We start from the raw sequence: 24,334 nt of genomic DNA, 5'->3' as shown, positions 1-24,334 counted from the left end.
TGGGCTCAGGCCGCGACCTGGACGGGGTGGCGGACCACGGCGTCGAAGAAGTAGCCCTGGCTGTTCGCTGCCGCGACGAGGGGCTGGGTGCGGCCCGCCTCGTCGCTCGCCCGGGCGAGCAGCTGGCGTGCTCCCGGGCGCAGGCGTGGGCAGCGCACCGACCACTGGGTCCAGCCCTGGTCCTGGTGGGATCTGCGGTTCAGCACGGCGGGACGCCACGACCGACCGTCGTCGAGGCTGACCGAGACGCGCGTGATGCGTCCCGCACCGCTCCAGGACCGGCCGGTCAGCGTGGTCGGACGTGACGGCAGCGTCGCACCGGCGGCGAGCTCCCAGGCCGAGCGCACCGGGTTGACGGTCAGCGGTGGGGAGTCGGCGGGCCACTGCGGCCCCGTCATCCGATACCAGGTGGTGTTCCACGGCGAGGTGAGCTCGCTGCGGGAGACCTCGAGCGACCCCAGCCACTTGATGCTGGCGATGCCGACCCACCCGGGCAGGACCAGTCGCAGCGGGAACCCGTGGTCGGGCAGCAGCTCCTCGCCGTTCATCCCCCAGGCCAGCAGCGCGTCGTCGAGCGCCTTGGCGAGGGGGAACGGGCGACGCACGCGACCGTAGTCCGTACCGCCTGTGACGTAGGGGTCGTCGAGGCCGGTCGCCTGGACCGAGACCGCGTCCGGGGACAGCCCGAGACGGACGAGCACGTCGCGGAGCCTGACCCCGGACCACCGCACCGTCCCCACCGAGCCCAGGGCCCACGGGGTCCCGGAGACGGTCTCGCCCTGCTGCTCGGTGAAGAACCGTCGACCGTTGCCGGTGCACTCGTGCACGGCCGTCAGCTCGTGACGCGGCAGCCGGCGCAGGTCGTCGAGGGTCAGGCTCAGGGCCTCGCTCTCGGTGCGCGCCGTGGCCAGTCCGTCGCCGTGCACCCGCAGGGCATAGGTCGACGGACTGAGGGTGGGCGTGCGGGTGTGGTTGCGCACGAAGAGGCGCGCCTGCGGCGTGAGGTAGCGCCGGGGGTCGACCGAGCTCCACGACATCTCGGCGTTGGTGCCGTGGTCGACGAACCACTCCGGCGGGGTCGGCTTCAGGATGAACGGCGGCTGGGCGCTCGCACGTCTCGCGGACCACGGTGCGACGGGGACGAGGGCGGAGGCACCGACGACGGCTGCACCGGCGAGGAGGCCGCGACGGGTGGGAGCGAGGGACGTCATCCAGCGACCATATATGAGTAACTGATTCATTTCACTACACAATGCCGGCCCTGTCGCGCGGGGAAGACACGTGAGCGGTCGGGTGCCATGCTCGGGTCATGAGCGACGACCGGCCGGGGCCTGCTTCCTACGAACCGCTCCCGGAGGACTGGGAGACCGCGCTGTTCGTGGTCGCCCACCCCGACGACATCGAGTACGGCGCCGCCGCCGCGGTGGCTCGCTGGACCGGGCAGGGCAAGCGGATCGTCTACTGCATGGTGACCAGCGGCGAGGCCGGGATCGACGGCATCCATCCCGACGAGTGCGGACCGCTGCGCGAGGCCGAGGAGATCGCCTCCGCGGCCGCTGTGGGTGTCGACGAGGTCGTCTTCCTGCGCCTGCCCGACGGGATCCTGGAGTACGGCGTCGCCCTCAGGCGGGCGATCGCGCGGGTCGTGCGCGAGCAGCGTCCCGACATCGCGCTCACCATCAACTTCCGCGAGACCTTCGGTGGCACCAGCCTCAACCAGGCCGACCACATCGCGGTCGGCAAGGCCCTGCTCGACGGCGTACGCGACGCGGGCAACCGCTGGGTCTTCCCCGAGCAGCTCGCCGACGGCCTGGAGCCGTGGGGCGGCGTGCGAGCCGTCTGGGCCGGTGGTTCACCGCAGTCGTCCCACGCCGTCGACGTCACCGAGACCTTCGACGCGGGCGTCGCCTCGCTCAAGGAGCACCGGGCCTACATCGAGGGACTCGGCTGGGAGGGCTGGGACCCGGAGGAGTTCCTCGACGGCATCCTGCGTGGCGGTGGCCAGGGCCTCGGCGTCACGCACGCGGCGACGTTCGAGGTCTTCGGGCTCGGCTGGGGCTGACGCGCCTACCGCCCGAAGAGCGAGCGCCGCGCCCTGCCCTTCGTCCTCGTCCGGTCACCCTTCCCCCGCTCCTGACGAGTCGCGCCGCCGAACCGCGCGCCGACCAGGGGCGGCTGAGGTGCCGGGTCCGCCACCTCGTGCGTCAGGTCCACCTCGTCCTGCGCGCGCTCGACGGCCTCGGGATCGAGCTCCGTCGTGACAGACGAGAGGTCGTGGCCGGCGAGGACGGCGCGGACCTCGTCGATGATCGCCAGCAGGTCCTCGTCCGCTGCCGTCGTCGCGGAAGCCAGCAGCGCATGCCGGCCCAGGGAGGCCCCGATCACGGAGCCGTGCTCGAAGCGCAGCCGCATGAAGCCGGTGGTGTGCTGGTCCTCCAGCGAGCGCAGGATCGCGAGCATCCGGTTGCCGACCTCGGCCAGGTGGTGCAGGTCCTGCCGATCCCCCGCGGCCGCCACGACCCGCGCGCCGGCCGTCACCACAAAGCTCCAGCGCACACCTGGGACGCCCAAGACCCGGTCGAGGCAGTGGTCGACCGCGGCGGAGGCGTCCACCGCACCGACGACCAGGAAGCTCGGCACGGTGCGCGGCTCGAGCGGTGCGACGGCCGCCCGGTAGGTGCCTTCGCCGGCGGGCGTCCAGGTGACGCCGACCGTCAGCCGACGGAGGCCGATCGCCTCCATCGAGCGCAGGTCACCCGCTCCGACGAGCTCGCCCATGCGTCGCGCGAGACGCCAGGTGTAGGGAAGCGCGGCGGCGAGCGCACCCGAGGCACCGTCGTCACCCGCCACCGTGCCGTCCGGACGTACGACGAACCCGGACGGGCCGGCGCTGCTCGTCTGCTCTGCGGTCATCCGACCACCCTGTCCCAGTCGAGGCGCCGTCGCGTCCGGCGTAACGCACAGTTCACACGCGGACGACGAAGCGTTACGTGACGGCAACCGGGGATCGCCGTGTCCGGACATCCGGTGGTTGAGCCGCACACCCGCGGGGTAGGAAGGCGACGGCGCGGTGAGGCGTGACCCTCCCGCGCCACGGGGGTGCGTGCGGTGACGCACGGGCCATCTGTCCATCAGGGCCGGGTCCGTCCGGCCGCGACGAAGGAGAACCATCCGCATGTCGATCCTCGAGCGCCTCACCGGCGCCGCCGCCGTCGCGGCCCTGGCCCTGTCGTCGGTCTCGGTCGCCGCGCCGGCGCAGGCAGCACCCGGTGACGCGACGCTCACCTTCGCGCCGACGGTGGTGCTGGCGCCGGAGTCCTGCGTCGACCACGCGTTCACCTACGCGGTGGAGCTCCCGGAGGGCACCACGAGCTGGCAGCTCACCATCGAGCTCCTCGACGCGAGCGGGGCGAACCACCACCGCGAGAGCTTCGGCACGCTCAACCAGACGCCGCCCTCGGGCTCCGGTGCCATCCAGCTCTGCTCCGTCCACGAACCCGCCGGCACCTACTCGATCGCCACGACGGTGGACTACACGGTCGGCACGTCCGCGACGGTCTTCGGCACCAAGCAGGTCGCCGGCACCGTCGACGTCGTCGGGAGGGCCACGACCAAGGTCAGCCTCAAGGCGAAGCGCACGGGAGCCGAGGTCACCGCCACCGCGAAGGTCGGCGTCACCACCGGGGGCACCACCGAGGCGATCGGCGCGGGCAACAAGGTCACGTTCTTGAAGAAGGTCGGGAAGAGGTGGAAGGCGCTCCGCAAGGGCTCGACCAACGCCGCCGGTGTCGCCAAGGCGCGGTTCCGTGCGAAGAAGGGCGACACGATCCGCGCAGTCTTCTACGGCGCGGGCGACGTCCTCGTCGGCGGCTCCACCACTCCGGTCCCGCCTGGATCCTCCAAGCCGGTCCGCGTGACGTGACGCGCCAGCCGTGACGACGAAGGGCCCGAGGCGTGACGCCTCGGGCCCTTCTGCCGCTCCCCCGGTTGGACTCGAACCAACAACCCTCCGATTAACAGTCGAATGCTCTGCCAATTGAGCTACAGGGGATCGCTTGAGCAGCGAGGCGCAACATTAGCAAGCCCCTCGCCGCTGGTGGAAATCAGGGCAGACCCACGTCGCGCTGCATCGTCTCGAGGGCCTCGAGCGCCGCTGCGCGGACGGCTGGGTCGTCCGGGTCGACGCCCTCGTCGTACTCGTTGACCCACTGCACACCGCCCGCGCCGGAGGGCGCCCGGCGGGCGATCACCCGCATCCCGCGGCGCGTGCCGAGGCTGACGCGCCGCTGGAGGACGATGCTCGCCGTGACCCGCTCGCGCACCAGCTCCAGCAGCCGACCCGGCTCCTCCAGCGTCACGGTGTGCACGGGCCGCAGCTCCCCCCAGGAGCCGACCTCGGACAGGGTGAACAGGTCGGTGTCGCGATCCCAGTGGGCAGCCTCGACCTGCTCCCACGGCACCCGCCTGGTCTCGCCCTCCGCGACGACGTAGAAGGCGTCCCGGGTGCCGGCGACGACGGTGCCGTCGGCGGCGGTGGCAGCGGCCAGCACCCGCTCGCCCGCCGCGACCGCGACGGACGGCGCGGACGTACGCCCCCACCTCACGCCTGCGCCCCGGTCTGGCCGACCGCGCCCTCGCGCAGCCTGCGCCGGTGCTGCTCGAGCGTGACGAGCTCGCCGAACATCCGGTTGTAGTCGAGGGCGTGCTCGACCGGGTTGGTGCGCTGGAGGCGGGCCTTGACGTCGGCGATGCGGCGGGACGTGGTGAGCTCCTGGAGGCGGTAGACGTAGGCCACGGCGAACGTCGGGTTGGGGTCGGAGGTGCCGCGGACCGGCTCGACGCCGAGCTCGGTGATCGCGGCGACGACGGCCGGGTCGATGGTGGCGGCGGCGCTGCGGACCTTGTTGGACCAGCCCGGGTCGTCGGCACCGGCCGCCGGACCGCCGGCGGCCGTGACGGCCTCCCAGACACCCTGGAAGGTCGGGTGGGTGAAGTCGTTCGTCGTGACGTGGGTGGTCGTGCGTCCGACACCGGAGGGGTGCTGGATGACCAGCTTCAGCAGCTCGCGCTCGATCAGGAAACGCGGGTCGGACAGGCTCGGGAGGGCCGGACGTGCCGGGGCCGGCGACTCGGCCACCTCGCTGGTGCGGGACGTGCGCCGCTCCTCGAGCCGCGGCGCGGGACGGTTCGCCGCGCGCCGCACCTCGCCGCGCACCTCGTCGACGTCCACGCCGACCATGTGCGCGAGCTCGCGGGAGAACGACTCGACCTTGGTCTTGTCGCGGATGCTCGCCACCAGCCCGGCAGCGTCGCGCAGCGCGTCGACGCGGCCGTCGGCGCGGTCGAGGTCGTGGCGGGCGAGGATGTTGTCGAGCGCGAAGCGGTAGAGCGGCTGACGCCTGGCCACCAGCTCGCGGACCGCCTCGTCGCCCTCCTGGAGCCGGAGGTCGCAGGGGTCCATGCCGTCGGGCGCGACGGCGACGTAGGTCTGGGACGCGAACACCTGGTCGGTCTCCAGCACCTTCATGGCCGCCTTCTGCCCGGCCGAGTCACCGTCGAAGGTGAAGATCACCTCGCCCCCGGCCGAGTCGTGGTCACCCATGAAGCGGCGCAGGACCTTGGCGTGGTCCTGGCCGAACGCCGTGCCGCAGGAGGCCACCGCGGTCTTCACACCGGCGAGGTGGCAGGCCATCACGTCGGTGTAGCCCTCGACCACGACGGCCTGCTGGCTGTCCTTCATCGCCGAGCGGGCCAGGTCGATGCCGTAGAGGACGTGGCTCTTCTTGTAGATCGCGGTCTCGGAGGTGTTGAGGTACTTGGCCTCGATGCGGTCGTCGTCGAAGATCCGGCGCGCACCGAAGCCGATCGTGTCGCCGTTGGCCTCCCGGATCGGCCAGACGAGCCGGCCGCGGAACCGGTCGTAGTGGGAGCGTCCGTGCGCCACGAGCCCCGCGGCGACGGACTCCTCGTCGGTGATGCGGCGGGCACGCAGGTGCCGGGTGAGCGCCTCCCCGTCGCGTGGCGCGAAGCCGACGCCGAACAGCTCTGCGGCAGCCTGGTCGAAGCCGCGCTGGTGGAGGAACTGGCGCGCGACGACCGCGTCGGCGGACGCGAGCTGCTCGGCGTAGAACTCCTGGGCCACCCGGTGCGCCTCGATGAGCCGCCCCCGCGCCGGCCCGCGAGGTCGCACGGGCTCGTCGTCGCCGTCCTCGCGGCGCAGCTGCACGCCGTACTTCTCCGCGAGCCGCTCGACGGTCTCGGTGAAGGTGAGCCCGTCGACCTTCATCAGGAAGGAGATGACGTCGCCGCCCTCTCCGCACCCGAAGCAGTGGAAGAAGGCCCGGGAGGGGTTGACGTTGAACGACGGGGTCTTCTCGTCGTGGAAGGGGCACAACCCCTTGAGCGTGCCCCCTCCGGCGCGCTTGAGCGTGACGTAGCCGGAGATGACGTCGTCGATCCGAGCCTTCTCGCGCACCTCGGCGATGTCGTCGTCGCGAATCCGGCCTGCCACGCACCGGAGTCTACGGGCGTGGACCCACGCTCGCCCGGCCGTCTCCACACCCGCCCCACCCGTGCCGGGCGCCATCGGTCCGCGCACCCCTGGGGGTTAGCCGGGCTGGTGTGCGTCCGACGAGTTTGGGAGGGTCGTGGCATGACCTCTCAGCACAACGGGCCGGAGAGTCAGACTCTCGGGGCTCTCGTCCACCAGCTGTCGGAGCAGATCCCCGAGCTCGTACGCTCCGAGATCAGGCTCGCCCAGGCCGAGGTCGCCCAGAAGGGCAAGCGGGTGGGCGTCGGGATCGGCATGTTCAGCGTCGCCGGACTGCTGGCCTTCTTCGCGGTCGCCGCGCTGGTGACCACGGCGATCCTCGGACTCGCCCACGTCGTCGACGCCTGGCTGGCGGCCCTGATCGTGGCTGTCGTCCTGCTGGCCGGGGCCGGAGTCGCCGGCCTGATGGGCAAGAACAAGGTCGCGGAGGCGACGCCCCCGGCGCCCGAGCGGGCGATCGACGGCATCAAGGAAGACATCGCGACCGTGAAGGGGAACCACCGTGGCTGACCAGAGCAGCAAGACACCCGAGGAGCTCGAGGCCGAGGTCGCGCTGCACCGCGAGCAGCTCGCCGCGACCGTCGACGACCTCACCGCGAAGCTCGACGTCAAGTCGCACGCCCAGCAGGCGGTGGCCGACCTCAAGGACTCCGCGACCACCGACTCCGGCTCGCCGCGCCCCGAGGTGCTGGCCGCCGTCGGGTCACTGGTCGCGATGGCCGTCGTGCTCGTCGTGTGGCGCGTGCGCCGCCGCGACTGACCGCCACGACCGACCCACCCGGATCCAGGACAGGGAGACCCCCATGAAGAAGCTCACGCTGCTCATCGCCGCCGGCGCCGGCTACGTGCTCGGCACCCGCGCCGGTCGCGAGCGCTACGAACAGATCAAGAAGGCCGTCCTGCGCGTCAAGGACGACCCGCGCGTGCAGGAGAAGGCCCACCAGGCCGCCGACGTGGCCCGGGAGAAGGCAGCCGAGGCCGCCCCGGTCGTCAAGGACAAGGTGCAGGCCGCAGCCGGCGCCGCGGCGGACAAGGTCAAGCCGTCCGGCAACGGCGATCACCGAGCCGACCTCGAGGACAAGCTGAACCCGGACAACGTGGCCCTGCAGGACAACCCCTACCCGCAGGGCGACCTCCCCTAGTCCTCAGCCTCCCCGGACCCGGAGGGCTGCGTGCCGGGTGACCGCACTGGCGTCGGTCAGCGAGGCGACCTGGTCGATGACCACGCGCCTCCGCTCGCCGTCGTCGCCTGCGGACTCCCAGTCGCCGACGAACACCGGGTCGAGCGCGTCGGCACCGCGCGCCCAGAGGCCCTCGACGAGCTCGGCGACCAGCTCGCGCTGGCGTGCCATCAGCGTGACCCGGTCGTCGGCCTGCATGACGTAGTGGGCGGCGATGCCCTTGAGGATCCCGATCTCCACCTCGGTCCGGCTCGGGACGACCAGGTCGGCGCGGTGCCGCGTCTGCGGCTCGTCACCGCTCGCGGCGAAGGTCGCCTGCTGCACGCTCCCGCAGAAGCGACCGATGAGGTCGCTGGTGAGGTTCTTGATCGCGGCCAGGCTCCGCCTGCTGCCGTCATAGGGAGTCTGGGGCCAGCTGCCGACCGCTCGCAGGCCGGCGAGCGCGGTGTCGAGCGCGTCGTCGTCGGTGCCGGGCAGGTACCACGAGCGCACCGTCTCCCAGAGCGCGTCGCGGTCGAGACGGGTCAGGTCGAGCCGCCCCGCCACGATGCCGTCCTCGACGTCGTGCACGGAGTAGGCCACGTCGTCGGCGAGGTCCATCACCTGCGCCTCCACGCAGCGACGACGACCCTCGACGCCGGCTCGGAGCCAGTCGAAGACCGGCCGGTCGTCGTCGTAGACGCCGAACTTCACCACGACCCGCGGCGTGCCGTCGGCATGCACGCCGTGCGGGCCGGTGGCCTCCGAGCGGGGCCAGGGGTACTTGGTGCAGGCGTCGAGCGTGGCCCGGGTGAGGTTCAGTCCCACGGACCGGCCCGCGTGGTCGAAGGTCTTCGACTCCAGCCGCGTCAGCAGCCGCAGGGTCTGCGCGTTGCCCTCGAACCCCCCGCAGTCGGCGCTGAGCTCGGCCAGCACCCGCTCCCCGTTGTGGCCGAACGGCGGGTGGCCCAGGTCGTGGGCCAGCGCGGCGGTCTCGGCGATGTCGGGGTGCGTGCCGATCGCGCGGGCCAGGTCGCGGGCGATCTGGGCGACCTCGAGGCTGTGGGTGAGGCGGTTGCGCACGAAGTCGTCGGTCTGCGGGCCGACCACCTGCGTCTTGGCGGCCAGGCGGCGGGAGGCGGCCGCGTGGACGACGCGTGCCCGGTCGCGCTCGAACGCGAGCCGCACGGGCGCGTCGACCCGCTTGGGCGGCTCGGCGACGACGCGCTCGCGCGCCGGGTCGTCGTACAGGTCCTCGATGCTCATCGGCCGGTCAGCCTAGCGAGCGCCGGGGACACCTTGGCGACCGACGTACGCTCGTGGCAACAGGCCGGTCATCGCGTCCACCGTCGGTGCGCCGATCCGGCCGAGAGGCGGACGTCATGACGACGCCCCACCCCACCCCGCAGCCGGCCCGCGGACCGCTCCGGCTCCGGATGTCGCAGCACCCGGGACGCGACACCCTCGACGGCGGCTGGTGGCCGCGCAGTCGTGACCTCCCGGTCGAGATGGCCGACCTGGTCGACCACTTCCCCAGCGAGCTGGGCCGGGTGACGCGAGCTCTCGTCTCGCCCCCGGACTGGGACCTGCGCGCACGCGCGGTCGCCGTGTCGGGGCGTTACGTCAAGGTGGGCTCGTTCCCCCGCGACGACACGCACCTGGTGCTGCTCACCACCTCGCACCGGAAGCTGCTGCGGGTGCTGGTCGTCCCCCCGTCCCTGAGCGACGACCAGGGCGAGGAGGCCCTGCTGGCGGCCGCGACCCACGGCAACGCGCACTCGGCCGAGGAGCTGCTCGACACCGTGACCGAGCACCCCGACGTCGATCCGCGGGACCACTGGCCCCGCTGAGCCGTCACGTCGGCGGAGCGCCTCGTCAGTAGACGGTGACGTGCACGTGGTCGTAGTGGTTGGCCGTGACCGACCCGCGGTTGGACATGCCGCGCCAGCCCTCGCCGGACCGCTCGACGGACCAGATCTGCTGGGAGTAGATGATGTACTCGATGCCCAGCGTGGCGTAGTTGGCGCGGAGGAACTCAGCCACCGCCCAGCCGGTCTCGCCGCTCACCATGATGTCGATCGCGCGTCCCTGGCCGTGCTCGCCGTCGCCGCGCCACGTACCGTAGCTGGTGATCTCGGGCCAGTTGGCGCAGACCACGTCGTGGATGTCGTAGAGCGCGGGGCGGCCGGCGCTGATGCTCGAGCCGTTGGCACAGGTGCCGCCGAGCGAGGGGCCCGGCTCGGGCTTGTCCGCGGCGAGGTAGTCGGAGGTGACCCACCGGGACTGGCCGTCGATGACGACCTGCGTGCGACCGTCCTGCTCGCGGCCGGTGACGGACAGCTGCTTGATGGCCGCGATCTCGCCGAGCTTCTCGGCCTTCTCGCCGGGGCCGGACCAGAGGTTGAGCGCCTCGGTGGTCCACAGCTGGTCGTCGACCTTCTTCGCGAGGCGTCGCGCCTGTTGGTCGACGTCGATGTCCTTGCGCGCGGCGGCCTCGGCCTTCGCCGCGGTGCGGATCTGGGAGCGCGAGACCGGGACGTCGCTGCGCCGGCTCAGCGCGGTGGCGTTCAGCAGCGCCTGGGCGCTGGGGGCGTCGGCCTTCAGCGCAGACGAGGGCGGCGAGGACGGCGACGAGGATGCGAGCAGGCTCGTCTCGGAGCTGGTGGGCTCGGCTGCGAGCACACCCATCGTCACCGCGGACATCGTGGCCACGACGGCGATCGGGGCGGACACCAGGACGGATCGAGGGATGCGTGAGACACGGGGGGTAGCAGGGGTTTCCCGCTTGTGGCGATGCTGAGCCACAGCGCTGATTCCTTTGCGGTTGCTGTCGGGGGACTGCGCCGGACCACGAGCGAATCGGGGAAGGATGCTCGTGCCCACGCCGGCGCGATCATCGAGTGAAGCACAGGATTTGCGACCTGTCCCAATTGTCCACGGTTAAATCAGGCGTGTTCCGGCTCACGAGCCACCGATCACGCGGCGGACGTCAGGGCCGACCTGTCAGGCGCCCGTCAGCCGCCGGTGGTCTCGTCGGCGTCCTCGCGCAGCTGGGCTCCCCGACCGTCGGTGTCGTCGAGCCACCCGTCGGGCAGCACGACCTTCTTGCGCGGTGCGCCCTGGCGCCCGCGCGGGGTGCCGAGCTCGCGCTCGGGGAACGGGGCGTCGTCGTCCAGCCCGTCGAGCAGCGCGTCGAGGCTCGCCAGCGAGTCCACGAGCGCGAGCTGGTGGCGCAGCTCGCCGCCGGCGGGGAAGCCCTTGAGGTACCAGGTGATGTGCTTGCGGAACTCCTTGCAGCCCCGCTCCTGCCCCATGTGCTCGGAGAGCAGCTCGGCATGACGACGCATCATCGCCTTGACCTCGCCCAGCGTGGGCAGCGTGGCCACGTCCTCGCCGTGGAAGGCCGCCGCGAGGTCGCGGAAGAGCCACGGACGCCCCAGGCAGCCGCGACCGACGACCACTCCGGCGGCGCCGGTGTGCTCGACCATCCGCAGGGCGTCGGAGGCCTCCCAGATGTCGCCGTTGCCGAGCACCGGGATGTCCACGTGGTCGACGAGCGCGGCGATGGCGTCCCAGTCGGCCTCGCCGGAATAGGCCTGCTGCACGGTGCGACCGTGCAGGGCGATCGCCGCGACACCCGTCTCCTGGGCGATCCGGCCCGCGTCGAGGTAGGTCAGGTGCTCGTCGTCGAGGCCCTTGCGGGTCTTCATCGTCACCGGCACGTCGTACGGCGCTGCGGCCGCGACTGCGGAGGTGAGGATCTCGCCGAGGAGGCCGCGCTTCCACGGCAGCGCTCCCCCGCCGCCCTTGCGGGTCACCTTCGGGACCGGGCAGCCGAAGTTGAGGTCGACGTGGGCCACGCCGTGGTCGGCGCAGAGGATCTCCACCGCCTTGGCGATGTAGACCGGGTCGGTGCCGTACAGCTGGACCGAGCGCACCGTCTCGAGCTCGTCGAAGACGAGCATCTTCTTCGTGACCTCGTCACCCTCCACGAGGCCGCGGCTCGTGATCATCTCGGAGACGTAGAGCCCGGCGCCCTGCTCGGCGCACAGGCGTCGGTAGGCGGCGTTGGTGATGCCCGCCATCGGCGCCAGGACCACCGGCGTCTCGACGCGCAGCGACCCCAGGCTCAGCGAGGCGGGCACGACGGTCATGTCGCCATTGTCGATCTCGTGCCGAGCCGTGCCCAAATCGCACCGGCGGGGAGAGGTCACGACCGGAGGAAGCGGACGTGCACGCCCTGCTCGTCCTGCTCGACCCGGGCGCGGACGCCGTACACGCGGTGCACGACCTCCTCCGTGATCACCTCCTGCGGCGGGCCGGCCTCGACCACGCGCCCGCCGGACAGGACGACGACCTCGTCGCAGTAGGAGGTGGCCAGGTTGAGGTCGTGCAGCGCCATCACCGTCGTGGTCGGCGCCGCGACCACGAGCTCGAGCAGCTCGAGCTGGTGGCGTACGTCGAGATGGTTGGTCGGCTCGTCCAGCAGCAGCTCGCTCGGCTCCTGCGCGAGCGCACGGGCGATCTGCACCCGCTGACGCTCCCCACCGGAGAGGGAGGCGTAGCGCCGCTCGAGCAGGTGGTCGGTGCGCATCGCGACCGACGCCTCCTGCACCACCGTGCGGTCGCGGGCGGACTCCGGCGACCACGGGGCGCGGTGCGGCAACCGGCCGAGGGCGATCACGTCGCGCACGGTCGGGTCCGCATCGGTGACCGACTCCTGGTCGACGACCGCCAGCCGTCGGGCGACCACCCGCCGCGTCAGCGTGCTGATGTCGGCCCCGTCGAGGAGCACGCAGCCGGTCGTGGTCGGACGGAGCCCGGCCAGCAGGCGGAGCAGGGACGACTTCCCGCTGCCGTTGGGACCGAGCAGCCCGACGGTGGCGCCCGGCGCCACGGCGAGCGAGACGCCGTCCACGATCACCTGGTCACGCACGCCCCAGGACACCCGGTCGGTGACGATGCCCGTCCCGCGACTCACGACACACCCTGCTGGCGGCGACGCAGCAGGAGCAGGACGAAGGCCGGCACCCCGACGAGGGCGGTGCCGACCCCGATCGGCAGCTCCTGCGGGGCGATCACGACCCGCGAGCCGATCTCGACCCACACCAGGAAGACCGCGCCGAGCAGCGCGGCCGTGGGGACCAGCACCCGGTGGCGCGAACCCACGACCGCGCGGGCCGCATGCGGCAGCACCAGGCCGACGAACCCGATCGCTCCCGAGGTCGACACGATGACCGCCGTCATGAGCGCCGTCACCAGGAGCAGGACCAGGCGCACCCGGGCGACCGGGACGCCCAGCGACGCCGCGGCGTCCTGTCCGAACGTGAACGCGTCCAAGGTGCCCGCGGCCGCGAGGCAGACGGCCACCCCCACTGCGACGACGCTGCCGCACACCGCGACGTCGGTCCACGAGGCCGTGCTCAGCGAGCCCAGCAGCCAGAACAGCACACCGCGCGTCTGCTCCGCGTCGGCCGCGGTGTAGACGATGAACGACGTCAGCGCCGCGAACAGCTGCGTCGCGGCCACGCCGGCCAGGATCATCCGGTCGGTGCTGCCGCCGGTGAGGTGTGCGAGCAGCAGCACCAGCCCGAACGCGACCACGGCACCGATGAAGGCCCCTCCGGCCAGCCCCACGGCTCCGGCACCCACGCCGGTCAGCACGACCAGCACGGCGCCCGTGGACGCGCCCGACGAGACGCCCAGCACGAAGGGGTCCGCCAGCGGGTTGCGCAGCAGCGACTGGAGCACGACCCCGCACAGCGCCAGCCCGGCGCCGCAGATCGCCGCGAGCACGGCGCGCGGCAGCCGGAGGTCCCAGATGATGCCCTCCCGGAGCGCGGAGAGCCCCGAGTCGGGTCCACCGAGGCGGGCGAGCATCACCGCCAGGGCGTCTCGCGTGCCGAGGTCCGAGGGTCCGATCGTCGTGCCGACCGCGATGGACAGCACGAGCGCCGCGACGGCAGCCGGCGCGAGGACGGCCGCGGAGCGCGACCGGATCCGCATCAGTCCGTCAGTCCGAGGTCGCGCAGGCCCGCGGCGACCTTCTCGACAGCGTCGACCGTGCGCAGCGACGGGTTGAGCTCGGCCCCGGCCAGGTGGATGTAGCGCCCCTCCCGGACCGCGGTCATCTTGCTGGTCACCGGGTGCGACTCGAGGAAGTCGATCTTCGCCGCCGCGGTCTCGGCCGTCTGGCTCTTGCGCGTCAGGTCGCCGATCACCAGCACGTCGGGGTCCGCAGAGGCCACGACCTCCCAGTTGATCTGGGGCCACTCGTCGGTCTGGTCGACGAAGACGTTGTCGATCCCGAGCGCGCGCGACACGATCCCGGGCCCGCCGCAGCAGCCGGCGAGGTAGGGCGACTCGGAGTTGGCGAACCAGTAGGCGGCCGTGACGGCGGCTCCCACGTCCAGCGCGGCCTCGTCCATCCGTCGACCGAGGTCGGCGACCAGCTCCTCGCCCTCCTCCTCGGTGCCGGTGAGCTCGGCGAGCTGGCGGATCTCGGTGTAGATGTCGGCCATCTCCAGCGTGCCCTCCCGGGCGCCGTCGCTGTTGCCGCTCTCCTGCTTGCCGCACTCGGCGGCCGAGAGGTAGGACGGCAGGCCGTACTCGTCCTCGAGCTGCGCCGAGGTGGCCACGCCGCCCTCCCCGAGGGTGCCGGTGAAGGACGCCGTGACCAGGTCCGGCTCCTGGGCCAGCACGGTCTCGAGAGACGGTGAGTTCTCGGAGAGGCGCTCGACCTTGTCGTTCTCCTCAGCCAGGGACGGCAGGATGGGGTCGGTCCAGGTCGCCGCGCCGGCCATCCGGTCCGCGAGACCGAGGGAGAGCAGGATCTCGGTCGAGCCCTGGTTGAGCGAGACGATCCGCTCGGGCCGGTCCTCGAGGGTCACGTCGCCGAAGCAGGTCTCGACCGTGCGCGGGAACCCGTCGGCCGCGGGGGCCGCGGCCTCGCCCTCGCTGGCCCCGCAGCCGGCGAGGAACGGCGCGGCCAGGGTCGCGGCGAGGAGGAGGGTGGTGAGGTGGGCAGGGCGCATGGGCGCTCCCTTTCGCATCGTGGGCCCGTTCGCGAGACCCGGTGGACGCGCCGACGGGAGTCGGCGGTTGCCAGCAGGTCTTCGGACTCGGGTTCAACCGGCCGGGACGCCTTCCCGGGCACGTGGCCCAGTGACATCGATGTCCCGCCCGTCACCCTCACCGCTGCGCGTCAGCTCCGGATTCGCACCGGATTCCCTGGCGCCCCAGGTGGGGAGCACGACTGGCACGCGCAGCCTAGCGGCGCGCGGTCCAGCCCTTTCCTGACGGTCCTGTCCGTGGACGACGAGCCCGCGTCACCACCACATGAACGACTCGTGAGCGAAGGAGATGTCGCCACCGACGTCGGAGGCGCGCTGGCAGGCCCGGTCCAGGTCGCACCGCACCAGCACCGCGCCGCGCGGCGTGGTCAGCTGGAAGACGAAGCGCCGGTTGCCCTGCCAGGCGGCGGTCTGCTCGTGCCGGGTGCCGAGCGACCAGTTGTCCTGGGTGATCCTCTCGCCGTAGGCGATGGAGTCGAGCAGCCTGCCGTCGCTCATCCGACGTACGTCGAGGACGGCGGGGCTGTCGAAGCTCGACCGGGAGATCCGGAGCCCGACCGCGGTGGCGCCGTCGGGTGAGACGGCCAGCGGCGAGAACGGCTCCGCCCACGCCGGCGCGGCCGGTGCCGAGATGGACGTGGGCCCGAAGAGCCGACCGGTGGTGCGCACGAACACGAGGTCGTCGCGCAGCGAGACCCAGGTCGCGTTCTTGGCGATCTCCGTGCGGGACGTGCGCGGCACCCAGTCCACGACCCGGAGCCGGTCGAACCTGTTCTCCGACCAGGTCGCCACGTGGCCGGCGTCGGCGTCGAACGGGGTGAAGAACGAACCGCTGTAGCGACTCGCCAGCGTCTTGCCCGCGAGGGTCTGCACGGACGTGGTGCTGCCTCCTCGGTCGTACGTCGTCGCGAGCAGCTGCCTGCCGTCGCGGGCGAGCAGCCAGCCGATCGAGGAGTCGCCGTAGGACGTGGTGCGCGTCCGGCGGAGCTCCTGCGGCGCCCGCCCGGGACGTACGGCGACCACGCGACTGAGGTAGCCCTTGCGGACGGCGACGAGCCATCCACTGCGGCTCGTGCCCAGCAGCTGGCGCTGGTCGCGGTCGACCGGGGTCCGCACCGAGACCCGCCCACCGTCGGCCGGGTGGATCACCCCGTCCTGCATGAAGTCGATCCGGGCGTCAGGACCGCGCGGCAGACGCGCCGCGACGATCGTGCGTGGTGCGTCGTCGGCGCGCGCCGCTGGCTCACGCGAGGGCGCCGCCGAGGCGATGCACGCAGGGAGCGCGAGGCCCGCGACGAGGGTGAGGGCCAGGAGCCGGGCGCGAGCTGTCATGACGTCCCCCGAGGTGAGAAGTGGACCACCGGCCCACAGTCCCACACCTCAGGGGCGGCGGCGCCTCAGCAGCCGACGAGCTTCTCGGCGAACCAGCGGGTGATGCCGTCGAGGCTGACGCGCTCCTGCGACATCGTGTCGCGCTCGCGGACGGTGACCGCGTCGTCGTCGAGGGTCTCGAAGTCGACCGTCACGCAGTAGGGAGTGCCGATCTCGTCCTGGCGGCGGTAGCGGCGACCGATCGCTCCGGAGTCGTCGAAGTCGACGTTCCAGTTCTCGCGCAGCTCGGCGGCGAGCGCCTTGGCCTTGGGCGAGAGGTCGGCGTTGCGGCTCAGCGGCAGCACCGCGACCTTCACCGGCGCCAGGCGCGGGTCGAGCTTGAGCACGACGCGCTTGTCGACCCCGCCCTTGGTGTTGGGCGCCTCGTCCTCGGTGTAGGCGTCGATGAGGAACGCCATCAGCGAGCGGGTCAGGCCGGCGGCCGGCTCGATGACGTAGGGCAGGTAGCGCTCGTCGGCGGCCTGGTCGTAGTAGGACAGGTCCTTGCCGGAGAACTCGCTGTGCTGCTTGAGGTCGAAGTCGGTGCGGTTGGCGATGCCCTCGAGCTCCTCGAAGTCACGCCCCGAGAACCCGAAGCGGTACTCGATGTCGGTCGTGCCCTTGGAGTAGTGCGACAGCTTCTCCTGCGGGTGCTCGTAGTGGCGCAGGTTGTCGGGGTTGATGCCGAGGTCGACGTACCAGCGGGTGCGCTCCTCGATCCAGTAGCGGAACCACTCGTCGTCCTCACCCGGCTTGACGAAGAACTCCATCTCCATCTGCTCGAACTCGCGGGTGCGGAAGATGAAGTTGCCCGGCGTGATCTCGTTGCGGAAGCTCTTGCCCATCTGCGCGATGCCGAAGGGCGGCTTCTGGCGGCTCGAGGTCACCACGTTGGCGAAGTTGAGGAAGATGCCCTGCGCGGTCTCCGGGCGCAGGTAGTGCAGGCCGGACTCGTCCTCGATCACGCCGAGGTAGGTCTTGAGCATCATGTTGAAGTTGCGCGGCTCGGTCCATGCGTTGCGGGTGCCGCAGTTGGGGCACGCGACCGACTCGTTGATGTCGACCGTGTCGGGGTCGTCGATGCCCTTCTTGGCCGCGTAGTCCTCCTGGAGGTGGTCCTCGCGGAAGCGCTTGTGGCACGACTGGCACTCGGTGAGCGGGTCGCTGAACGTGCTCAGGTGGCCGCTCGCCTCCCACGTGCGGGTGGGGAGGATGACGCTGGAGTCGAGGCCGACGACGTCGTCGCGCCGGGTGACCATGAACCGCCACCACTGACGCTTGATGTTCTCCTTGAGCTCGACGCCGAGCGGGCCGTAGTCCCAGGCGGACTTCGTGCCGCCGTAGATCTCGCCGCACGGGTAGACGAAGCCTCGGCGCTTGGCCAGGGAGACGACGTTGTCGAGAGCGGTCGGAGCGGGCTTGGCCACGGTGGTGTTTCCTTCAGCGTCGAGCAGATGAGCGAGAGCGCTCAGCCTATCGACCCGTCGAGACGGGCTCGTCCCTCGCCCTCCTCAGGACGGCGCCGGGGTATGGCCTCGTTGAGGTCGGTCCCCTCCTCGACGACCTCGTAGGCGCTTGGCTCGTCCAGGGCGTGGACCATCAGCGGCTGGATGTGCATCTTGCCCTCGTACGACCCCAGGGCACGGCGGTAGGAGCCGACGTTCTCCCACCGCGTGGTGAGCACCCACAGCGCCGGGTCGTCGACGTTGCGGCCGACGCCGCCGGTGACGAAGCCCGGCTTGGCCTCGAGGATGGCGAGCGCGCGCAGCAGGCCCTCGCGCAGCTCGGCCTCGGCTGCCGGGTCGGCTCCGGACGGGGTGGACGGCGTACGGAGGCGGGTGACGACGAGCACAGGCCCGAGGCTAGTCCCCTACGAAGTGGTGATCGTCGAGGCGGCCCAGAACGTAGGGGACTACCAGATGATTTGACAATGATTCTCAACTGCCATGAGAATCGTTCTCATGTTGTCCGTCGCCCGCTCCGTCGCCCTCAGCGCCAGCCTCCTGACCGCCACCGCCCTCCTTGCCGGATGCGGTCAGTCCGATGCCTCGTCCGGGAATGGTCGCTCGGCCGTCGCGTCGTTCTACCCGCTGGCGTGGGTGACCGAGCGGGTGGCGGGTGACGGCTGGACGATCGAGAACCTGACCCAGCCGGGCCAGGAGCCCCACGACCTCGACCTCAACATCGCCCAGACCGCGGCGCTCGAGAGTGCCGACCTCGTCGTGCTCGAGGACGGCTTCCAGCCCGCCGTCGACGCGGCGGCGAAGAACACCGACGCGCCCGTCCTCGACGCGGCGTCGGTCATCGACCTGCTGCCGGCCGACCACAGCGAGGACGAGCACGCCGACGACCACACGGACGACCACGGCGACGAGGGCGCCCACGAGGGCGAGGAGGGCCACGACCACGGGGACGTCGACCCGCACTTCTGGCTCGACCCGCTGCTCGTGGCCGACTTCGCCGACGCCGTGGCCGACGAGCTCGCCGAGATCGACCCCGATGGCGCGTCGACCTACGCCGACAACGCGGCGTCGCTGCGCAGCGACCTCGAGTCGGTCGACCAGGAGCTCACCGACGGCCTCGCGACCTGCGAGCGCACCGCGACCGTCGTCAGCCACGACGCCTTCGCCTACCTGACCCGCTACGGCCTCGACTTCGACCCCATCGCCGGGCTCTCCCCCGACGCCGAGCCCACGGCGGCCGACCTGGCCCACCTCCAGGAGCTCATCGAGACCGAGGGCGTGACCACCGTCTTCTCCGAGCGGCTGGTCAGCCCGAAGATGGCCGAGACCCTCGCCCAGGACATGGGCGTGACCAGCGCGGTCCTCGACCCGATCGAGGGGCTCTCGGACGCCACGTCCGGCGAGGACTACCTTTCCCTCATGCGTGAGAACCTCGCCGCCCTGCAGCAGGCCAACGGCTGCTCGTGAGCACCGCCGACCCCGCGCCCGTCGTCCTCGAGCAGGTCTCCGTCTCGATCGGGGGCCGGCCGATCCTGCGCGACGTCGACCTGAGCGTCGGCACGGGCGACACGGTGACGCTCCTGGGGCCCAACGGTTCGGGCAAGTCGACGCTGGTCCGGGCCGTCACCGGCCTGCTCCCCCATACCCGCGGCACGGTCCGGCTGTTCGGCACGCCGATCCAGGACTTCACCGACTGGCAGCGGATCGGCTTCGTGCCGCAGCGCTCGACCGCCACCGGGGGCGTGCCCGCCACGGTCCGCGAGGTCGTCGCGTCCGGTCGTGTCGGGCGGCGCAAGCTGCTGCGGCCGACCAGCAGGGCCGACCGCCGGGCGGTCGAGTCGGCGCTCGAGGTGGTCGGCCTCGCCGACCGGTCGTCGTACGGCGTCTCGCAGCTCTCGGGCGGCCAGCAGCAGCGCGTGCTCATCGCGCGGGCGCTGGCGGGCGAGCCGGAGCTGCTGGTGCTCGACGAGCCCACTGCCGGCGTCGACCTGCCCCACCAGCAGGCACTCGCCGACGCGCTGGGACGGCTCAAGGCGCAGGGAGCCACGATCCTGCTGGTCGCGCACGAGATCGGTCCGATGATGCGGCTGATCGACCGGTCGGTCGTGATGCGGGACGGCCTGGTCGCCTACGACGGCCCGCCCCTGACCCAGGAGGTCGCCGCGCACACCCACCACGCCCACGACCACGACGACCACCACGATCACGGTGTGCCCGGCGGTCACGACCACGCGCCCCACGTCTCCTCGCCCCTCGACTTCGAGCGGGGGCACCACCGATGACGTTCGTCGACCTCTTCTCCCTCGGCTTCATGCAGCGCGCGCTCGTCGCTGCCCTGCTCACCGGGCTCGCCGCTCCCGCGATCGGTACCTTCCTCGTGCAGCGACGGCTCGCGCTGCTCGGCGACGGCATCGGGCACGTGGCCGTCACCGGTGTCGCCCTGGGCCTGCTGACCGGCACCTCGCCGACGTGGACCGCGATCGTCGTCGCGGTGCTGGGCGCGGTGCTGATGGAGCTGATCCGCGAGCGCGGGCACACCAACGGCGACGTCGCGCTGGCCCTGCTCTTCTACGGCGGGCTCGCGGGCGGGGTGCTGATCACCGGCATCGCGGGGCAGGGCGCCGCGACGCTCCAGGCCTACCTCTTCGGCTCGCTCAACGCGATCTCCTCCGCCGACGTGTGGTTCACCGCCGCGCTGACCGTGGTCGTGCTGGTGGTCGCGCTCGGCCTGTCGCCGCAGCTCTTCGCCGTGGCCAGCGACCAGGACTTCGCGCGAGTGGCCGGGCTGCGTGTCCGGACCTACAACCTGCTCATCGCCGTGCTGGCCGCGGTCAGCATCACCGTGGCGATGCGCACGGTGGGGCTGCTGCTGGTCTCGGCCCTCATGGTCGTCCCCGTGGCGACCTCCCAGCAGCTCGCCCGCTCGTTCAAGGTGACCCTGTTCGGCGCGATGGCGGTCGGCTGCTTCGCGTCGGTCGGCGGGCTCCTGCTCAGCGCCGCGCTGTCGTTCCGGGTCTCGGTCTACCCCGGACCGACCATCGTGATGGTCGCGCTGGCGATGTTCGCAGCGACCTGGCCGCTCGGGGTGTGGCTGCGTCGCCGCAGCCGGCTGATGACCCCCTTCCCCGAGGTCACCGCGACCCCGCACCGCTCACCGGTCGAGCACCCGCACGCGCACGGCGACGACTGCGGCCACCCGGCGGTGCCGCACGGCGACCACGTGGACTACGTCCACGACGGCCACCGGCACGCCCCGCACGGAGAGCACTATGACGAGCACTGAGGCGCAGGACGACACCGCGGCGCGCTCGACGGTTCGACCCACGCGACAGCGACGGGCGGTCGCCGCCGCCCTCGCCGGGCTCGACGACTTCCGGAGCGCGCAGGAGATCCACGACCTGATCTCGCAGCAGGGTGGGTCCGTCGGGCTGGCCACGGTCTACCGCACGCTCGCCGCGCTGGCCGAGGCCGGGGAGGTCGACATGCTGCGCAACGAGGACGGTGAGGCGGTGTGGCGCAGCTGCTCCGACGCGCACCACCACCACCTCGTGTGCCGCACCTGCGGGGCGACGGTGGAGGTCGAGGGGCCGGCCGTCGAGCGCTGGACCAGCGCGATAGCCCGGGAGCACGGCTACGCCGACCTCAGCCACACCCTGGAGATCTTCGGGACCTGTCCGCGCTGCGTGTGACGACTAGGTCGCCGGGACGTTGGGGATCGCGCCGCCGTAGCGCCGGTCCCGGCTGGCGTAGGTCTCGACGGCCGCCCACAGGTGCCGGCGGTCGACGTCGGGCCACAGCACGTCGGTGAAGACCAGCTCGCTGTAGGCCGCCTGCCAGAGCATGTAGTTCGACAGCCGCTGCTCCCCCGAGGTGCGCCAGACGAGATCCGCGTCGGGCAGCTCGGGCACGTAGAGGTGGCGGGCGAAGACCTTCTCGTCGACCTTGTCGGGATCGAGCCGGCCCGCGGCCACCTCGCGCGCGATCGAGCGGGCAGCATCGGCGAGCTCGGCGCGGCCCCCGTAGTTGACGCACATGGTCAGGGTGAGCACGTCGTTGTCGCGGGTCATCTCCTCGGCGACCTGGAGCTCCTTGATCACCGACTTCCACAGTCGCGGCGCTCGCCCGGCCCAGCGCACGCGGACGCCGAGCGCGTGCATCTCGTCGCGTCGGCGACGGATCACGTCGCGGTTGAAGCCCATCAGGAAGCGCACCTCGTCGGTCGAGCGCGACCAGTTCTCGGTGGAGAACGCATAGGCGGAGATGGCCTGCACGCCGATCTCGATGGCCCCCTCGACCACGTCGAAGAGCGTGCTCTCACCCTCCTCGTGGCCCTTGGTGCGCGGCAGCCCGCGCTGCTTGGCCCAGCGCCCGTTGCCGTCCATGATGATCGCGACGTGCTCGGGCACGAGGTCCTTCGGGACCGGCGGCGGCGTGGCACCGGACGGGTGCGGGCTCGGCGGCTTCACCTCTCGCTTCACGGTGCAGAGCCTAAGGCGTGCCTCGACCGTGGGAGTCAGGCACAGATGCCGAAGACCTCATCGGAGCCGCCGCCTCCTCCGGTGCCGTGCCCCTTGCCGCCGCCCTTGCCGCCTGCCTTCTTGGCGCTGACCGAGCTGTCACCGATGAGGCTGGCCGGGAGCACCTCGTCGTGGTTGAGCAGGTCCCAGATCTCGTACGCCTCGGGCGTCCAGAAGACCTTGCCGCTGAGCTCGGAGTCGACCGGGAAGTAGTCCGTCGGCAGCGTGACGAACTGGACCTTGTCGAGCCCGATGTCGCGCAGCTGGAGGGCGATCCGCGCGATGTCGAGCACCGAGCCGAGCTCCTCGTCGGTGCGCAACGACTTCGTCGCGGCGTCGAGGAAGCGGACGACCCGGTCGGGACGGGCCAGCGTGCCGGCCGACTGCACCTTGCTCACCAACGCACCGATGAACTCCTGCTGCCGGCGGATGCGCGAGATGTCGTTCTGGTCCTGCTGCTCGCCGACGTAGCGGGCACGGAAGTAGTCCAGCGCCTGGTCGCCCCTGAGCACGGACGGATCGCCCGCCGGCACGAAGATCTGGCGCTCCTCGTCGACGATGTCCTCGGGCACGCACACCGGGACCCCGCCGACGGCCTCGACCATCTGGCCGAACCCGTTGAAGTCGACGACGGCATAGTGGTCGAGCAGGATGTCGGTCGTCTGCTCGAACTGGTCGGCCGTGCAGTACTCCTTCCCCACCGTGAAGGCCGCGTTCCACATCACCCGGGTCGCGGCGGGCGTGTCACCGTCGTTGCAGGCGGGCCGGTCGACGATCGAGTCGCGTGGGATCGAGACGGCGTACGCCCGGCTGCGGTCGGCGGAGAGGTGGACGAGGATCGTGGTGTCCGACCCGCCGGCGCCCTCCTCGCCATCGATGCGGTTGCCCTCGCCGTCGCGGGAGTCGTCGCCCATCACGAGGATGTTGAGCGGCTTGCCGTTGCCGGTGTACTGCCGCTCGGGACGGCCCGGCCCCAGCTCCGCGAGCGAGCCCGTCTCGATGTTCCCGTCGAGGTGCCGGACGAAGAGCCAGGTGCCCACGCCGGTGACCAGTGCGAGCACGAGTGCGCTGACCAGCACGACCTTGAGGACCGTACGGCGACGGGTGCGCCGGGTCGGCTGCGCAGGCGTCGGCGTCGTCTCGTCCGTCATGCTGGCTCGCTTCGTCGGCGGGAGGTGCTGCTTCCGCACCCTATGACGCTCCCGGCACCCGGATTGTTGCCTCGGCGGACCGGAGCCCGCCGCCGTCGTGCGGGACGTCATGGCCGGTGCTCGTCCGGGCGACCATGCGCCATGACGTCCTCAGCCGAGGCGCTCGAGCAGGCGCAGGACCGTGCCGACACCGCGCGACGTGGCCGGAGGACGACCGTCCCGTTGCGCTGGTGGCTGAGCGCGTCCGTCGCTCCCTCGTCGTCGACGGCGCCGAGAAGCTGGGTGCGGTCGGGGCAGACGCCTCAGCGCTCGACGTAGGCCATCGAGCGCAGCCCGCGCTCGAGGTGCCAGGCGAGGTAGGCCGAGACCAGGCCGCTGGCCTCGCGCAGGTGGCGCGGGTCGGCGGCGTGCACGACGGGCCAGTCGCCGACGAGCAGGGCGCCGAGCACGCGGACGGTCTCGTGCGCGGGCGTCGCGGAGCCCGGCAGCTTGTCGGCGGCACACATCACACCGCCGGCGGACGGGTTGAAGAACCGGTGCGGTCCCTCGACGCCGCACTGCACGCAGTGGTCGAACGACGGCGCGTAGCCGGCGACCGACAGCGAGCGCAGCAGGTAGGAGTCGAGCACCTGCTTGGCCGGGTGCTCACCACCCGCCATCGCGCGCAGACCGCCGACGAGGAGCAGGAACTGCTGGACCGCCGGCTCCTTCTCCTCCGTCACGAGCCGCTCGGCCGTCTCGAGCATCACCGTGCCGGCCGTGTAGCGGTCGTAGTCGAGCCCGAGTCGCGCGTGGAACGGATCGAGCGTCTCGGCCTGGGTGATCACGTCGAGGCTGCGCCCCTCGGCGAGCTGCAGGTCGACGTGGGTGAACGGCTCGACCCGCGAGCCCCAGCGCGACGTCGTGCGCCGCACCCCCTTCGCGACGGCGCGCACCCGCCCGTGCTGACGCGTCAGCAGGGTGATGATGCGGTCGGCCTCACCCAGCTTGTGGGTGCGCAGCACGATCGCCTCGTCGCGATAGAGGGGCACGTGGTCATTCTCCCCCAC

The 24,334-nt window shown here is 71.8% G+C and carries 26 protein-coding genes, 1 tRNA gene and 1 riboswitch; of the genes, 10 read left to right on the top strand and 17 right to left on the bottom strand.

Features of this window, described 5'->3' with window-relative positions; translation table 11 throughout:
* Positions 1-5 precede the first annotated feature (5 nt).
* Complete coding sequence (locus tag IEZ25_RS16270; protein ID WP_191200488.1) at positions 6-1,211, bottom strand: molybdopterin-dependent oxidoreductase; 1,206 nt, start codon at positions 1,209-1,211, stop codon at positions 6-8.
* 98 nt (positions 1,212-1,309) lie between these two features.
* Between IEZ25_RS16270 and IEZ25_RS16265 the strand changes: the two genes are divergently transcribed.
* Complete coding sequence (locus IEZ25_RS16265) at positions 1,310-2,062, top strand: PIG-L deacetylase family protein (protein ID WP_191200487.1); 753 nt, start codon at positions 1,310-1,312, stop codon at positions 2,060-2,062.
* Between the two features lie 5 nt (positions 2,063-2,067).
* Here IEZ25_RS16265 and IEZ25_RS16260 read toward each other — a convergent pair whose 3' ends face one another.
* Positions 2,068-2,913 (bottom strand): hypothetical protein, encoded by an 846-nt coding sequence (locus IEZ25_RS16260; RefSeq protein WP_191200486.1) that lies wholly within the window; start codon positions 2,911-2,913, stop codon positions 2,068-2,070.
* A gap of 262 nt (positions 2,914-3,175) precedes the next feature.
* On the opposite strand from IEZ25_RS16260, the gene IEZ25_RS16255 reads away from it, so the two are divergent.
* Positions 3,176-3,922 (top strand): hypothetical protein, encoded by a 747-nt coding sequence (locus IEZ25_RS16255; protein WP_191200485.1) that lies wholly within the window; start codon positions 3,176-3,178, stop codon positions 3,920-3,922.
* A 56-nt stretch (positions 3,923-3,978) separates the two neighbouring features.
* Here IEZ25_RS16255 and IEZ25_RS16250 read toward each other — a convergent pair.
* From IEZ25_RS16250 to dnaG, 3 genes are all read right to left on the bottom strand, one after another.
* Positions 3,979-4,051 (bottom strand) — tRNA-Asn (locus IEZ25_RS16250).
* Positions 4,052-4,103: 52 nt separating this feature from the next.
* Positions 4,104-4,604, bottom strand: coding sequence for a hypothetical protein (locus IEZ25_RS16245; protein WP_191200484.1), 501 nt, complete (start codon positions 4,602-4,604; stop codon positions 4,104-4,106).
* Entirely contained in the window at positions 4,601-6,511 is a 1,911-nt protein-coding gene (dnaG, locus tag IEZ25_RS16240) for a DNA primase (protein WP_191200483.1), read from the bottom strand. Before dnaG ends, IEZ25_RS16245 begins: the two co-directional genes overlap by 4 nt.
* 141 nt (positions 6,512-6,652) lie before the next feature.
* On the opposite strand from dnaG, the gene IEZ25_RS16235 reads away from it, so the two are divergent.
* Genes IEZ25_RS16235 through IEZ25_RS16225 form a run of 3 tightly spaced genes read left to right on the top strand, consistent with a single transcriptional unit; the run spans position 6,653 to position 7,692 of the window.
* The gene (locus IEZ25_RS16235; protein ID WP_191200482.1) at positions 6,653-7,060 is read left to right on the top strand and encodes a phage holin family protein; all 408 of its coding nucleotides are present in this window, start codon (positions 6,653-6,655) and stop codon (positions 7,058-7,060) included.
* Complete coding sequence (locus tag IEZ25_RS16230) at positions 7,053-7,310, top strand: DUF3618 domain-containing protein (protein WP_191200481.1); 258 nt, start codon at positions 7,053-7,055, stop codon at positions 7,308-7,310. Before IEZ25_RS16235 ends, IEZ25_RS16230 begins: the two co-directional genes overlap by 8 nt.
* Before the next feature lie 43 nt (positions 7,311-7,353).
* Complete coding sequence (locus tag IEZ25_RS16225) at positions 7,354-7,692, top strand: YtxH domain-containing protein (protein WP_191200480.1); 339 nt, start codon at positions 7,354-7,356, stop codon at positions 7,690-7,692.
* A 3-nt stretch (positions 7,693-7,695) separates the two neighbouring features.
* On the opposite strand, the gene IEZ25_RS16220 is transcribed toward IEZ25_RS16225, so the two are convergent.
* Entirely contained in the window at positions 7,696-8,976 is a 1,281-nt protein-coding gene (locus IEZ25_RS16220) for a deoxyguanosinetriphosphate triphosphohydrolase (protein ID WP_191200479.1), read from the bottom strand.
* A gap of 116 nt (positions 8,977-9,092) precedes the next feature.
* On the opposite strand from IEZ25_RS16220, the gene IEZ25_RS16215 reads away from it, so the two are divergent.
* Positions 9,093-9,560, top strand: coding sequence for a DUF5994 family protein (locus tag IEZ25_RS16215; protein WP_191200478.1), 468 nt, complete (start codon positions 9,093-9,095; stop codon positions 9,558-9,560).
* A gap of 25 nt (positions 9,561-9,585) precedes the next feature.
* Here the strand turns inward: IEZ25_RS16215 and IEZ25_RS16210 are convergent, their stop codons facing one another.
* The 8 genes from IEZ25_RS16210 to IEZ25_RS16175 all read right to left on the bottom strand — a co-directional run bounded on the left by IEZ25_RS16210 (position 9,586) and on the right by IEZ25_RS16175 (position 18,006).
* On the bottom strand, positions 9,586-10,443 hold the full coding sequence (locus tag IEZ25_RS16210; RefSeq protein ID WP_191200477.1) for an SH3 domain-containing protein: 858 nt from the start codon (positions 10,441-10,443) through the stop codon (positions 9,586-9,588).
* A 281-nt stretch (positions 10,444-10,724) separates the two neighbouring features.
* A complete protein-coding gene (gene dusB / locus IEZ25_RS16205; protein ID WP_191200476.1) occupies positions 10,725-11,864 on the bottom strand; it encodes a tRNA dihydrouridine synthase DusB in 1,140 nt (379 codons plus the stop codon).
* Positions 11,865-11,920: 56 nt separating this feature from the next.
* The gene (locus IEZ25_RS16200; RefSeq protein WP_318152274.1) at positions 11,921-12,691 is read right to left on the bottom strand and encodes an ABC transporter ATP-binding protein; all 771 of its coding nucleotides are present in this window, start codon (positions 12,689-12,691) and stop codon (positions 11,921-11,923) included.
* Entirely contained in the window at positions 12,688-13,716 is a 1,029-nt protein-coding gene (locus IEZ25_RS16195; protein WP_191200475.1) for a FecCD family ABC transporter permease, read from the bottom strand. The genes IEZ25_RS16200 and IEZ25_RS16195 overlap by 4 nt, the downstream gene beginning before the upstream one ends.
* Positions 13,716-14,744: an ABC transporter substrate-binding protein gene (locus IEZ25_RS16190; RefSeq protein WP_191200474.1), complete on the bottom strand. Its 1,029-nt coding sequence runs from the start codon at positions 14,742-14,744 to the stop codon at positions 13,716-13,718. Before IEZ25_RS16190 ends, IEZ25_RS16195 begins: the two co-directional genes overlap by 1 nt.
* Positions 14,745-14,799: 55 nt before the next feature.
* A riboswitch (cobalamin riboswitch) is annotated at positions 14,800-14,985 on the bottom strand.
* A gap of 53 nt (positions 14,986-15,038) precedes the next feature.
* Positions 15,039-16,115, bottom strand: a complete 1,077-nt coding sequence (locus IEZ25_RS16185) for a hypothetical protein (RefSeq protein ID WP_191200473.1) — start codon at positions 16,113-16,115, stop codon at positions 15,039-15,041.
* Between the two features lie 65 nt (positions 16,116-16,180).
* Positions 16,181-17,581 (bottom strand): glycine--tRNA ligase, encoded by a 1,401-nt coding sequence (locus tag IEZ25_RS16180; RefSeq protein ID WP_191200472.1) that lies wholly within the window; start codon positions 17,579-17,581, stop codon positions 16,181-16,183.
* A gap of 41 nt (positions 17,582-17,622) precedes the next feature.
* Complete coding sequence (locus IEZ25_RS16175) at positions 17,623-18,006, bottom strand: antibiotic biosynthesis monooxygenase family protein (protein WP_191200471.1); 384 nt, start codon at positions 18,004-18,006, stop codon at positions 17,623-17,625.
* Between the two features lie 109 nt (positions 18,007-18,115).
* Here IEZ25_RS16175 and IEZ25_RS16170 point away from each other — a divergent pair, with 109 nt between their 5' ends.
* Genes IEZ25_RS16170 through IEZ25_RS16155 form a run of 4 tightly spaced genes read left to right on the top strand, consistent with a single transcriptional unit; the run spans position 18,116 to position 21,306 of the window.
* Positions 18,116-19,084, top strand: coding sequence for a metal ABC transporter substrate-binding protein (locus IEZ25_RS16170; RefSeq protein WP_191200470.1), 969 nt, complete (start codon positions 18,116-18,118; stop codon positions 19,082-19,084).
* A complete protein-coding gene (locus tag IEZ25_RS16165; RefSeq protein WP_191200469.1) occupies positions 19,081-19,899 on the top strand; it encodes a metal ABC transporter ATP-binding protein in 819 nt (272 codons plus the stop codon). The genes IEZ25_RS16170 and IEZ25_RS16165 overlap by 4 nt, the downstream gene beginning before the upstream one ends.
* A complete protein-coding gene (locus tag IEZ25_RS16160; RefSeq protein WP_191200468.1) occupies positions 19,896-20,900 on the top strand; it encodes a metal ABC transporter permease in 1,005 nt (334 codons plus the stop codon). The genes IEZ25_RS16165 and IEZ25_RS16160 overlap by 4 nt, the downstream gene beginning before the upstream one ends.
* Positions 20,887-21,306, top strand: a complete 420-nt coding sequence (locus IEZ25_RS16155) for a Fur family transcriptional regulator (protein ID WP_191200467.1) — start codon at positions 20,887-20,889, stop codon at positions 21,304-21,306. The genes IEZ25_RS16160 and IEZ25_RS16155 overlap by 14 nt, the downstream gene beginning before the upstream one ends.
* 3 nt (positions 21,307-21,309) lie before the next feature.
* Here IEZ25_RS16155 and IEZ25_RS16150 read toward each other — a convergent pair whose 3' ends face one another.
* The 3 genes from IEZ25_RS16150 to recO all read right to left on the bottom strand — a co-directional run bounded on the left by IEZ25_RS16150 (position 21,310) and on the right by recO (position 24,316).
* Complete coding sequence (locus IEZ25_RS16150) at positions 21,310-22,095, bottom strand: isoprenyl transferase (RefSeq protein ID WP_191200466.1); 786 nt, start codon at positions 22,093-22,095, stop codon at positions 21,310-21,312.
* Positions 22,096-22,130: 35 nt separating this feature from the next.
* Positions 22,131-23,285, bottom strand: a complete 1,155-nt coding sequence (locus IEZ25_RS16145) for an LCP family protein (RefSeq protein WP_191200465.1) — start codon at positions 23,283-23,285, stop codon at positions 22,131-22,133.
* Between the two features lie 302 nt (positions 23,286-23,587).
* Entirely contained in the window at positions 23,588-24,316 is a 729-nt protein-coding gene (gene recO, locus IEZ25_RS16140) for a DNA repair protein RecO (RefSeq protein ID WP_191200464.1), read from the bottom strand.
* Positions 24,317-24,334: the final 18 nt, after the last annotated feature.

Source organism: Nocardioides hwasunensis, assembly GCF_014779665.1.
GTDB lineage: Bacteria > Actinomycetota > Actinomycetes > Propionibacteriales > Nocardioidaceae > Nocardioides > Nocardioides hwasunensis.
Note: the sequence above shows the minus strand (reverse complement) of the source record. Positions and strands in the feature narration are given on the sequence as shown.